The sequence below is a fragment of the Alistipes sp. genome, assembly GCF_048465575.1.
Lineage (GTDB): Bacteria > Bacteroidota > Bacteroidia > Bacteroidales > Rikenellaceae > Alistipes.
Map to the genome: position 1 here is coordinate 75,795 of NZ_DBFWLG010000030.1, position 12,426 is coordinate 88,220.

Below are 12,426 nucleotides of genomic sequence, written 5' to 3' on the forward strand. Positions count from 1 at the left end.
CATGATTATGAAACGTAAAAACAGCATCAACCTGTTGTGCTTCGCGCTCTTGGCGCTCGCTTTCGGCTCGGTCTCGTGCGACGACTGGACCGAAACCGAGGGCATCGGCAAGAACGTCTCGCGTCCCTCGGAGCAGGACCCCGCACTTTGGGCGCAGTACACCGCAGCGCTTCGTGAATACAAGAAGAGCGACCATTTCCTGACCTACGCCCGGCTGCACAATTCGCCCGAGGCGGCCTCCAGCGAAAAGGATTTCATGCGCTGCCTGCCCGACTCGCTCGACATCGTGTCGCTCACCAATGCCGACCGCTTTTCGACTTTCGACCTCGAGGACCTCTTCGTGATGCGCGAAAAAGGCACGCGGGTCCTCTACCAGGTCGACTATGCCGCCCGTGCGGCCGAACTGGCCGATCCTGCGGCGCTCGGGGCCTACCTCGACAGCGTGATCGCGGCCGTGAAAGGCAACCGCCTCGACGGCTATTCATTCACGGGCACTCCCCGCTCGGGCGATGCTGCGACGGCTGCGGCCGCCGCGCTGATCGTCGAGAAACTGGCCGGCGCCAAAGAGGAGGGGCAGCTCATCGTCTTCGAGGGCAATCCGCTCTTCGTGGCGGCGGCGGACCGTGCGAAAGTCGACTATTTCGTCCTCGACACCGAAACCACCGACAACGTGACCGATCTGCGGATGCAGGTCCTCGGCGCTACGGGCTATGCCGCCGTGCCGCAGGAGAAGCTGCTGCTGGCCGCAGCGGCCGGTTCGCCGCTCTTCACCGAGGACCGGACCGAGATGGCCGCCATCACCGAAATGACCGCCCGCGTGGTCTCGTTCGGACCGCTGGCCGGACTGGGAGTCTACAACATCGGTGAAGACTACTACGATGCGAAGATGAACTATCCGCTCGTCCGCGGTGCGATCCAGACGTTGAATCCCTCCAAATAGCGACCCATATGAAAACAGCAAACAAATACCTATCATTCGCCCTCGCGGGTCTGTGCGCGCTGAGCGCCTGCACCTCCTACGATGCCGACGACCGCAAGTTCGGGAACAAGGTCTACCTCGACGTGGCCAAGATGACCGACGTGCAGTCGGCCATCATCAAGAAGACACTCGACGAAACCTACCGCCCGTTCGCGGCCACGCTGGCCTATCCCGCGTCGGAGGACGTGACGGTCTCCGTGGCCGTCGATCCCGCGCTGGTGGCAGCCTACAACGCCCGCTTCGGCACCGCCTGGACGGCGCTCGACGCCAAGTACTACGAACTCTCCGAACAGGAGGTGGTCATCCGTGCGGGCAAAACCGTATCGGAGACGCTCAGGCTCCAGTTCCGCGATCTGCTGGGCGAGGGACCCGAGGAGACGGGCGCCCTGCCGCTCGACGAGACCTACCTGCTGCCGCTGACCATCTCCCATTCGTCGATTCCGGCTCTCGACGCCTCCTCGACGGTCTACTACCTGGTGAAGCGCTCGTCGAACATCACCACCGCCGCGCAGCTTACGAAGAACTGGATCGAATTCCCGACCCTGGACAAGTACGAGCCGACGAGCATGGCGTGGAACAACCTGCGGGCTTTCACCTACGAAGCGCTGATCTTCATCGACGAGTTCGCCAACACGACCCAGACCAACGACGATCCGCCGCAGACCATCGCCGTCAACATCTCTTCGGTGATGGGTGTCGAGGGAAGCCAGCTGCTGCGCATCGGCGACACGAATTTCGAGCGCCGCCAGTTGCAGTTCGACGGTTCGGGCACGGGCACCTCGTTCGGCAAGTTCCCCTCGCAGGACGCCACCAAGAACCTCGAAAAGGGACAGTGGTACCACGTGGCCTGCTCCTACGACCAGACCACCCGCACCGCCCGGGTCTATGTCAACGGCAAGATCCAGAGCGAGGGCAAGGAGATGGGCGTTACCGGGCCGACCGACGACAACGGCATCAACCTGGCCATGCGCGCGCTCTACGATATGTACCTGAAGAATCAGACCGAGGAGAACCAGAAGAAATACGGCACCTGGGCCGACGCCCGCCAGTTCTTCATCGGCTACTCCTACGACGATTACCGCCCCCTGAACGGCAAGATCGCCGAGGCGCGCGTCTGGTCCGTAGCCCGTACGCCCGAGCAGATATGGGAGAACATGTACGAGATCGCCGATCCCGAGACCGATCCCACGCTGCTGGGTTACTGGAAATTCAACGAGGGCGAGGGCAACGTCGTCAAGGACTGGTCGCAGTACGGCAACGACGGAAAGGCCAAGTACGATCTGGTATGGCCCGACGGCATCGAAATCCCGAAAATTAACGAAACAGAGGAATAACTATGAAAACGATGATAAAGATGAAAAGAGCGGTAGTGACGCTTCTTAGTGCGGGGGCGCTCGCGGGCCTTTGGGCCTGCGAGGCCGACCCCGTCGAAACCGGGCGCGGCGCGCTGCCCGACAAGGAGCCGCTGGAGAATACCTATGTGAAAATCCGGAGCGCCAAGTCTTCGACGGAATTTGCCGTGGTGAGTCTGAGCGAAGGAACGAGCACGACTTTCGACCGCATCTATTGCCGGCTGAACCGACCGGCCGAAAAGGCGCTGACCGTCACCGCCGTTCCCGACGAATCGCTGGTCGACGCATGCAACGAGAAATACGGTACCGAGTTGCTTCCGCTTCCCGTCGCCAACGTGAATATCGAGGGCGGAGGTCGAATCTCGGTGGCGGAGGGCGAACGGGTGACCGACAAGATCAAGGTTTCGTTCAAGGCCGACGGCCTGGCGCCGGGTACCTATTTGCTGCCGATTGCGATTTCGTCTCCCGATATGGAGTTCACCGATGAGAACCGGGTGATCTATTATGGTGTCAAAGTGCGCGACATCGACTTGGGCGAGTACGAACTCGATACCGAATACCTAAATGTTTTTTACCTCAATACAACGAAATACCAGCCGTTGTTGGCTGACAAATGGATTATCGAGAAAGTACAGGCTGTTCCTCCCTTTGAAACCGAGTGGCAGCGGACCTACGGCAATATCGTCAATCTGCGCGTTGTGCAGATCGGTTACGAGCCCGCTACGGGCCGGGCGATGCTGGTCCTGAATTCGGATATGCGCTATGTACTCGAACACGCCGACAAGTATATCCGTCCGTTGCAGGACAAGGGCCGCAAGGTGTGCCTGTGCCTGGAGGGCGGCTCCACCGGGCTGGGATTCTGCAACCTTTCGGACGAGCAGATCGCCGACTTTACGGCGCAGGTCAAGGCTTGCGTGGAGGCGTACGCGCTGGACGGTGTGAATTTCTTCGACCGCAATGCCGGGTACGGCATGGAGGGTACCGAGGGGATGCCCGAGACGAACAAGACCTCTTATCCCAAACTTATCAAAGCCATGCGCGAAGCGCTCGGCACCGGGAAACTGGTTACGGTGGCCGACTACGGCGATCCGACCGCCTATTTCTGGGACACCGAAGCCACGGGCGGCATTAAGGTAGGCGAGTGGATCGACTATGCCTGGTCGGGCTATATGAGCGAGCAGGAGGATGTGCAATTGCTCGATCCGTTCGGGACGATGAAAGACCTTTCGCCCAGCGATATGGCCGATATGGGCGGTGTGCTTCCCACCTCGATTTACGAACGCAAACCAATTGTCGGACTTACGGCGGAGCGGTTCGGCCATTTTGCAGTACCCTGGTATCCTGCTGCCAGCGACTACTTGTTGACAATGCAAGGGTTGATGAACGTGGCTATTTGGAAAATGATGGAACTGGCTCCTAATAAGATGATTGTCTGGGCCGACTTGATTGCTAACGAGCAGAGTGAATATGAAGGGACATGGAATGCGGTTCCAGGAGTGGTATGGCCAGTTTTCGGTGATGGAGGTATGGATTCGTATTCCTATAATCAGATATTTTTACGAGATCAGGATTCACAGGGACGCTTATTCGGACGATACGATTATATGAAAAAGGATTGGTAATTACGAACTCGAACTCACATCGTTTAAAAGCCAAACTTAAATTTTTTTAATTTTTCAACCTAATTCCTACCAATTATGAAAAGGTATTTAATTTCAATCGTTACGATGCTTGCAACTGCAAGCGCAATGTTGTTTGCTTCTTGTGCAAATGACATGGAAGAACCTCAGATGGACGGCACGCAGCCGCAGGAAACCCGCACTTACGGTGATAAGACGCCAAAAGTACAGGTTTATATCGAGATCAACGACAACGATCCTCGTATCGCTACGTCCTACCATCTCGGTACTGCTGTTGATGGTCCGGTTTTCATCGACATTCTTCAATTATTCGCATCGAATATTCACAAGGACGGCACAGGCTATCCGACGTTGTATTTCAACGACAAAATGGCCCCGATGTTCGAGGCGGTGAACACCTATGTGAAGCCGTTGCAGGATGCCGGAATGAAAGTTTGCCTTACGGTATTGGGCGATTGGCAGAAAATCGGTGTTGCCAATCTCAATGTCGACCAGGCCGACCGCTTCGCCGATATTCTGACCTATGTCGTCGATCACTACAACCTCGACGGCATCGGATTCGATGATGAATATGCGAACTACGACAGCACCGTTTCCGGTTCCTACTCCCGCGTTATCAAGGCGCTGCGCGCCAAGCTCGATCAGAAATTCGGCACCGGTGCCGACCGCAAGCTCATCACGGTCTTCGACTGGGGCTATACCAATCAGATCGACGCTACGGCGGGTGCCATGATTGATTTTGTGGATCAGGGTATTTTCGGAGCCAATTCTTGGTATCCGACCGACATCCCAGGTGTCCCGACTTCGGCCAAAATGCCGCAGGCTATCCAGCTTGGTAATTCTTACAATGCGATTGCTCTGAATCAAATTAAAAACCGTTCGGCTCAAGCTGCCAGCGGCGGTTACGGCGGTATCATGTGCTTCAATATGCGCCGTGCATCGGATGTCAATCCGCTGCCCGTATTCAAGAAGATTGCCGAGGGAGCATTCAACAGCACGGTTACCTATGACGGAACGGATTACACGCGCAACTGGACGACCGATCCCGATGGTTATACGATTACCAAAGAGATGGCAGGTGCTTACCTTCCCAAGTACACCGAATAAACCGACCAGCGATGTGAGTTCACTAAAGAGTGAGTAGTTTCCACTCCGGGCCCGCGCATCGACTTTTAAAGGTAGGTGTGCGGGCCTTTCTTTTGTTTTCCCCTTGTCCCTCCGCACGTTGCAGAGTAATAGATTTTGCCCCCCCCCTCGACTTTCGCTCGGGGATCGGGAATTTGCCAAAAGGTTGTGCGGACGGTTCGGGTTGAAGCCTCCCTTATCAAAGGGAGGTTTGGAGGGATTGTCTGTATAGTCGGTTTATCCCGACAAAAGGGAGAACATTTCAGATGTTCTCCCTTTTGTCGGGGAGACAGGATTCGAAGCCCGTAAGGGCTCGCGGGGCGACCGCTGAAAAATTAAAAATTTCTCGCCCCGCAACCTGCTTTTCTTTGAATCCGGTTGCGGGTGGGGGAGGAGAGCGGGCGGCGCGAAGCGGTGGTTTTTGTTGCGGACCTCGGTGGGAGTGAGCTCCCGCAAGAGAGACGCAACAAAAACAGCAGAACATTTGTTCTGCTGTCAGCTCTGCCGTGTCGGGGAGACAGGATTCGAACCTGCGACCCCTTGGTCCCAAACCAAGTGCGCTACCGGACTGCGCTACACCCCGTCGTTCCCGGCCCCGGGAGCCGCCATTCGGACCTGATAGTCATCGGCGGATCGCTCGGGCCGGGGGAACCGCTGCCGGTTCCGGGGTGCAAAGATAACCGCTTTTTTCCGTTCCCCCAAACTTTTGCGCCTAAAAGGTCCGGGGCGGAACTATTCTGCGGCCGAGGCGGCAGCCGGCAGCGATCCCTCTGCGGGGGCCGGTTCGGGCGTTCCGGTTTGCAGTGCGACCGCAGCCTGCGTTGCGGCCCTTTCGCTCGGGAGCGATTGGCCTCCGCTGTCCGGCTGGGGGTTTCGAGCCCCGTCAGCTGTCGGTACAGGTTGCTGCCCATCGTTCGGCTGCGGGTTCTGCAACCCCTCTTCCGCCTGCTGCCCATCGTCGGCGATCTCTACGGTCTCGCCGTCCATTTCGAGGGCGAGGGTGTAGCGGTTGCGGCCCGTGTAGGCGAGCCGGGCCGCCGAGTCGGGGCGTTCGACGACGAAAGCGGGTTCTGTCAGCTGATGGGTCGTGCGCATGTACTCCCGAAGCACCCGGTCGCGGGCCTCCATCAGCCGGGTCAGCTGGCCGAGGGCCTCCTCGCGGTAGAGCGCCATCGCCTTGTCGGCCGCCGAGAGGCCCTGAGGCGAGCGGCCGCGGGCCGTGAGCAGCGAATCGGCAAAGGCCATGACCGCGGGCGTGCGGATGTCGGTCTGCTGCATCTTCTCGTATTCGAGCATCGTCATGCGGGGCGCTCCGGACGCGGCCACGGCGGTCGAGTCGGCGGCCCGCAGGTGGGCGGCGTAGGCCATGCGCAGGGCCGAGGCGGTCTGTGCGGGCAGGGCGCGCCCGAGGTCGATGCGCTGGCGCAGGACGAGGTGCATCTCGGGCTTGTCGCGCAACATGGAGGCGATCCGGTCGAACGATGCGTACTGCTCCGAGGTGAAGACGTATTGCGCGGGATCGAGGGCGATGTAACGCAGGTCGCCGCCGTGCCCCGAGAGGAACGAGAACGGCGCAGTGACCACTTTCAGCAGCACGTTGCCGATTGCTTTCAAAACGATCTTCCGGTAGGAGAATTCCGGCGTGTCGAGGCTCCCTTTCACAGGCAGGTCCATCTTCACGTGGCCTTTCTTGTCCCGCAGCACGTAGAGCCCCAGTTTGAGCGGGATGTGCATTTCGGGTTTCAGGTCGCGCAGTTTGCGGTCCACTTTCGGCTCGAAGACGTCGAGGTGGTTGGTGCCGTCGAGGTAGCGGTTGCGGATGACGTTCTGCGAGCGGAACGTGAGGTTGCCGCCCGCAACGGGGTAGGCCGTGAAATGCTCGCAGTAGGGGGTGAAATCCCGCAGGTCGAGGTTGGTGAGCCAGAGCGTGATGTTCTGGTTCGAGATGTCGTCGAGCGACCCCTCCCAGCTGAGCCGTGCCGAGCCGGTCTGCTGCATCCGGGCGTCGATGCGCAGGCGGTTGTGGCCGGCGGGGTCGAAATCGCGGCTGCGCATGCGGATGTCCGAGATGCGGTATTCGAACGGTTTGTGGAGCGTGCGATCCCGCAGCTCGACGGTTCCCGAGGCGATCTCCAGGTCGGCGATCCGGAGCGTCGGAGCGGGCCTGGCGGGGGCGTCGGCAGGCTGTGGAGCGGGTCCGACGGGCGAGTCGGCGGCGGCAGGAGTCGGAGGCGTGTCGGCGGCAGCAGGGGAGCGCAGCAGCGCCGAGAGGTTGTCGCCCTCGGGCGTCATTTCGTAGCGGGCCGAGAGCCCGGAGGCGTAGATGCGGTCGAAGCGAAAGCGCCGGGCGCCCAGGTCCGCCTCGGCCAGTTGCACGCCCAGCGTGTCGATGCCCGCGACGGTCTGCTGCTGGCGGTCGCGCAGGGCGAACCCGGCCAGCGAGGCCGTGCCCTCGGCGCGCAGCGAAAGGAGGTGCTCCAGGTCGCCGCGCAGGTGCAGGTCGGCCCACAGCCGCCCCTCGACGCCCGCGATGTCGAGCGACTGCCGGACGTAGGGGAGCATGCCCGCCAGCGTCAGTTCGCGCAGCCGCAGCCCGATGTCGAACTCCGAGGAGGCGATGTCGTAGGCCACGCGCGTCTCGAGCGAACCGCCCTCGGCAAAGTTCAGCACGGCGCCCACGTCGGTCTTTTCGCCCGAGAAATAGACGCCCGGAATGGCCAGCCCCAGGTCGTTGAGCCCCCAGGTGGCCCCGAGCGCCTGGTCGCGGTAGAAGATGTGCCCGCGCCGGATGGCGATGTCGTAGATGCCGATCTCCCACGGATCGGACGGCTTTTCGGGTGCCTGGACCGCCGTGGTGTCCGGGGCGAACCGCGCGAGGAGGTCGTCGAAATTGAACGACGCGCCCCGCTGGTAGATTTTCAGGTCGGGGGCCGCGAGGTGCAGCCGCGCGATGTGAACGCGGCGGCCGAGGAGCGGCCACAGCCTCAGCCGCATGTCGAACGAGTCGAGCCGGAAGAACCCGGCCGTGTCGCCGGCCTCGCCGATCCGCAGGTCGTGGATGCGGAGGCGGCCCGTGAAGAGGTTGAAACGCAGCCGTTCGATGCGGATCGAGCGGCCCAGCAGTTCGCGGTCGTGCTTCTCGATGTAGCGTCTGGCCAGGGGCGGCAGGGCGATGGCTGCGGCGACGAGCAGGACGACCAGGACGGCAGCCGTGATGAGCAGGATGCGGGCGGTTTTCTTCATTTTGCAGGGGGTTATTCGAACAGGTGGCTGAAATCTTCGCCCTCGGAGGGCATGTAGACCTGAAAGCCCAGCTCGCGGGCCGTGGCGACGTTCCGCTCGCCGTCGTCGATGAAGAGCGTTTCGTCGGGGTCCATCCCGCTGTCGGCGAGCATCTTGTGGAAGATCGCGGGCGAAGGCTTCAGTTCGTGCAGCTCGTAGGAGAGGTAGATGCGGTCGAAATAGTCGTCCATTGTTTTCCCGCAGGCGGTGAACCGGCGGCGGATGACCTCCATCGACGAGGGGTTGTTGTTCGAGAGGACGCAGGTGCGGATGCCCCGGCGGCGCAGCTCGTCCAGCGCGTGCAGTTTCCAGGGCCGGATGCCTTGCAGAAATTCGCCGTAGGCCCATGCGATCTGCGAGTCGGTGACCTCCGGGCGGTCGTCCAGCCGCCGCATCTGCTCGCACGCCTCGTGGAACGTGAGGTCGCCCCGTTCGAGCCGGCCGATCATCTCGGCGGGGTAGCAGGGGTCGATCAGCTCGGCCACGCGGGGCATGCCCAGCGAGAGGAACGCCGCGCGGCAGCGGTCGATGTCGAGGTCCACGAGAACCCCGCCGAGGTCGAAGACGATGTTTCGGATCGTATTTTCCATTTTTTTGTCATTTGTTGCATTACACCGTTACACCGTTACACCGTTACAGGGGTGTAACGGATGTAACGGTTATTTCTGAAACCGCATGGTGAAGCGTCTCAACGGACGGATCGCCCGGAGCGGGAGCAGCTTGCAGAGGGGAATCCACGCGCGGTTCCACCAGTCGGGCACCACCGAGCGGCGCCCGCGCCACAGGGCATGCAGTCCGCGCCGGGCGCACGAGTCGGCCGAGATGAGCACCCCCAGCCGCTGTCCGATCCGCTGCCAGCGGGGTGTCAGCCCGTAGAGGTCGGTGGCCACGCCCGCCGGGCAGCTGGCCGTGACGCGAATGCCCCGGTCGGCGACCTCCTTGGCGAATGCCACCGAGAACGTTCTCAGGTAGGCTTTCGACGCGCCGTAGAGCGCCAGCCCCGGAAAGGGCATCCACTGCGAATAGGAGGACATGTTGAGGATGTGGCCCCGGACCCCGCGGGCGATCATCTGCGCGGCGTAGAGCCGGCAGAGCTGCGTGGTGGTCATGTCGTGCAGCAGGACGATCCGCTCGATGCGTTCGGACGGCGTCGAGAGCACGTCGCAAAACGAGAAGATACCCGCGTTGTTGACCACCACGTCGGGGGCGATTCCCGCGCCGCACAACCCGTCGTAGAGCTCCTGCGCCGCCTCGATGCGCGCCAGGTCCGTGACCACGACCTGCACCCGCGGACAGCCTGCCGCCGCAAGTTCTTCGCGCACCCCGTCGAGCGGTTCCGCGCGGTCGCCGGCGATTGCGAGGTTGTAGCCCAGGGCGGCCAGCCGCAGGGCGTAGCAGCGTCCGATCCCCGACCCGGCGCCCGTCACCAGCGCCCAGGCGGAGCCCTGCGGAACGGCGCCCCGCTTGCGGGCGGTTGCATGCGGTTCCGCGGTCGCCGCGCTGCGTATGTTTTCGTTGCGTTCCATCTCAGGGCAGGCGTTCGAGTTCCTGCCGGATTTTGCGCGGCAGGTCGTCGCAGTGTTTGCAGCATTTCATGTCCACGGAGTACATCCGGGCGATGCAGTAGTTGCGGTGGTCGCACCCGCTGCGCGTCGCCTCGTCGCCCGCGCGGAGCTTCTCGACGAACGCCGGATCGTTGACCAGCGCCCGGCCCATCTGCACCAGGTCGAACCCCGCGTCCAGCGCCCGGTCGATCCCCTCGCGGCTGACAAGACCCCCGACGTAGACCAGCGGCCCTTTCAGTTCGGCGCGGAAGCGCCGGGCGTCCTCCAGAAAGTAGCACTCCTCGAACGGGAACTGGCGGATCATCCACGGCCCGCACCAGCGGATCAGGGGCCGCAGCCACCACGGGGAGTAGTAACTCATCGTGTAGAGGGGGATCAGCCCCCGCATGACGGCCATCGGGGCTTTCGACACGAAGCCGCCCGAGAGGACGATCGCGTGCACGCCGAAGCGTTCGATCTCGCGGGCGATCCCGATGCTCTCGGGTATCTCGATGCCGCCCCGGAAACCGTCGTACATGTTGTGTTTGACGAGCACCGCCAGCCCCGTCTGCGCGGCGGCCTCCATCACCTCCTCCAGGCACATCCTGAGGAAGCGCATCCGGTTTTCGAGCGATCCGCCGAATGCGTCCCGCCGGCGGTTGGTGTAGGGCGAGAGGAACTGCGAGATGAGGTAACCGTGACCGGCGTGGACCTCCACGGCGTCGAACCCCGCGTCGTGAGCCGTGCGGACGGCGTGTCCGAAATCGCGGGCGATCTGCCCGATTTCACCCGGTCGCAGCCCCCGCACGGGGGTGTAGGCGTAGAGGTTGAAACCCGTCGAAGCGCCGACAGGCAGTTGCCCGGCCGTGGACCGGTGGGTCATGTTGCCGCAGTGGCCGATCTGGATCGACGCGGCGGCGCCCTCGCGGTGTACGGCGTCGGTGATCTCGCGCAGCCCGGGCACGATGGCGGCCCGCAGCCAGAGCTGCTTGTCGAACGACAGGCCGCTGCGCGAGACGGCCGCATAGGCGAGCGTGGTCATGCCCACGCCGCCGCGCGCTACGGCCGTGTGGTAGGCCTTGAGCTGTTCGGTGGGGCCGAAATGCCGGCCCATCGACTCGAACGCCGCCGAGCGCACCGTGCGGTTGCGCAGCGTGACGGGGCCTAATTTATACGGTGTGAAGAGGAGGGAACTCATCGGGGTCAGTAGATAAACGGGATGATGCGTTTGCGTTTGAGCCGGGTGAACTCCTCGCCGAACTCCCGCTCGTAGCGGCGGCGGAGCGAGGCGGCGCGGGGCGCGAGGTTGGCGAACGTCCACCAGGCGAAGACCGCCCCGGCCCACGACCACGAGGCCACGGCGAAGCCCACCCATTCCAGCAGTTCGCCGAAATAGTTGGCCGACGTAACGTAGCGGAACATCCCGCCGCGGGGGATGTAGTGGCGCGTGTCGCCCGGACGGCGGAGGTTGCGGATAATGCGGTCGGAGTGGAGGTTTATGGCCATGCCGGCCAGGAAAATCGCGCCTCCGAGGTAGATTTGGGGCTGGGCGAACCAGTGGTCGTAGTAGCCCGCGGGGGCGACGTAAAAAATCCAGCCGCCCTGCATCAGGGCGTTCAGCGTGTTGAACGCCATGCCCATCACGACGATCCCCAGCGGCATCTGCGAGCGGCCGCGCATGAGCAGCGGAAAGATGAACGCCCGCTGGAGGTAGTGGGCCTCGAAGAGCACGAAGAGCGCCAGCGGCCCCGCCTGCCACATGCGCTCCGATGCGGCCCACAGCACCGCCATGAGGATGAACACCGGAGCCTCCATCACGATCCACCCGATGCGGTTGGGGACGGGAGGACCGTAGCGGCGGTCGAAGAGATAGCCGTAGCCCGCTTCGAAAAAATGCAGGGCCACGAAGACCCCCAGGCCCACGAGGGCCATGACAAGGAGGAAGATATGGAATGTCTGGATCATCGCTGTCGCTGCCGTTCACGAAAAACGTCGGAAAGATAGCGATTTTTTCGCTTCGGGGCAAGTCCGGTTCGGGATCGGTGTTGGCCGGATGGTCGGAGTGCGCAGGCAAAGTGAAAGGTGAAAGGTGAAAGGTGAAAGGTTTTCTCGATCCCCGAGTTTGTCGAGGGGTCGCTGGGCATCGCAAAGAACTCGCTGCCTCTGGCGGCGGCAGTCCGCAGCCACCCCGGGCGGAGGACTGCACTCCGCATAGGCTCCGAGCAGACCTCCGCTGGCTGCGAACCGCAAAACCTAAATCGACGAACCTTTTAGAAGCGCACATCCGGCTCGAAAGCGCTCGGACCAGCTGCTGCCCTCAAAACGGGCGTTTTACGCCCGCCCGCTGGCTGCGAACCGCTCCCGACATACCTGCCGAACCTCCGGGGAGCGCGGAACCGGCTCGAAAGTATCCAAACCATCCGCCGCCCTCAAAACGGGCATCTTACGCCCGCCGCTGGCTGCGAACCGCAAGACATAAACCGCCGAACCTTTTAGAAGCGCAC

General features: G+C 62.2%; 9 protein-coding genes and 1 tRNA gene. 4 read left to right on the forward strand and 6 right to left on the reverse strand.

Going from position 1 to position 12,426, the window contains the following annotated elements; translation table 11 throughout:
* The first annotated feature begins 7 nt into the window (after positions 1–7).
* The 4 genes from ACMQ11_RS08500 (at position 8) to ACMQ11_RS08515 (ending at position 5,078) form a co-directional block, all read left to right on the forward strand.
* On the forward strand, positions 8–940 hold the full coding sequence (locus ACMQ11_RS08500; protein ID WP_418992337.1) for a glycoside hydrolase family 18: 933 nt from the start codon (positions 8–10) through the stop codon (positions 938–940).
* Between the two features lie 8 nt (positions 941–948).
* Positions 949–2,313, forward strand: a complete 1,365-nt coding sequence (locus ACMQ11_RS08505) for a DUF1735 and LamG domain-containing protein (protein WP_418992338.1) — start codon at positions 949–951, stop codon at positions 2,311–2,313.
* A 2-nt stretch (positions 2,314–2,315) separates the two neighbouring features.
* The gene (locus ACMQ11_RS08510; protein WP_418992339.1) at positions 2,316–3,953 is read left to right on the forward strand and encodes a BT_3987 domain-containing protein; all 1,638 of its coding nucleotides are present in this window, start codon (positions 2,316–2,318) and stop codon (positions 3,951–3,953) included.
* Between the two features lie 75 nt (positions 3,954–4,028).
* The gene (locus ACMQ11_RS08515; RefSeq protein ID WP_418992340.1) at positions 4,029–5,078 is read left to right on the forward strand and encodes a glycosyl hydrolase family 18; all 1,050 of its coding nucleotides are present in this window, start codon (positions 4,029–4,031) and stop codon (positions 5,076–5,078) included.
* A 527-nt stretch (positions 5,079–5,605) separates the two neighbouring features.
* On the opposite strand, the gene ACMQ11_RS08520 is transcribed toward ACMQ11_RS08515, so the two are convergent.
* The 6 genes from ACMQ11_RS08520 to ACMQ11_RS08545 all read right to left on the reverse strand — a co-directional run bounded on the left by ACMQ11_RS08520 (position 5,606) and on the right by ACMQ11_RS08545 (position 11,887).
* Positions 5,606–5,679: transfer RNA gene (locus ACMQ11_RS08520), tRNA-Pro, on the reverse strand.
* Between the two features lie 149 nt (positions 5,680–5,828).
* Complete coding sequence (locus ACMQ11_RS08525) at positions 5,829–8,339, reverse strand: DUF748 domain-containing protein (RefSeq protein WP_418992341.1); 2,511 nt, start codon at positions 8,337–8,339, stop codon at positions 5,829–5,831.
* Positions 8,340–8,350: 11 nt separating this feature from the next.
* Positions 8,351–8,968: an HAD family hydrolase gene (locus tag ACMQ11_RS08530; RefSeq protein ID WP_418992342.1), complete on the reverse strand. Its 618-nt coding sequence runs from the start codon at positions 8,966–8,968 to the stop codon at positions 8,351–8,353.
* 69 nt (positions 8,969–9,037) lie between these two features.
* The gene (locus ACMQ11_RS08535; protein ID WP_418992343.1) at positions 9,038–9,904 is read right to left on the reverse strand and encodes an SDR family NAD(P)-dependent oxidoreductase; all 867 of its coding nucleotides are present in this window, start codon (positions 9,902–9,904) and stop codon (positions 9,038–9,040) included.
* A 1-nt stretch (position 9,905) separates the two neighbouring features.
* The gene (locus tag ACMQ11_RS08540) at positions 9,906–11,120 is read right to left on the reverse strand and encodes an NADH:flavin oxidoreductase (protein ID WP_418992344.1); all 1,215 of its coding nucleotides are present in this window, start codon (positions 11,118–11,120) and stop codon (positions 9,906–9,908) included.
* Between the two features lie 5 nt (positions 11,121–11,125).
* A complete protein-coding gene (locus tag ACMQ11_RS08545) occupies positions 11,126–11,887 on the reverse strand; it encodes a DUF1295 domain-containing protein (RefSeq protein ID WP_418992345.1) in 762 nt (253 codons plus the stop codon).
* Between the last annotated feature and the right edge of the window lie 539 nt (positions 11,888–12,426).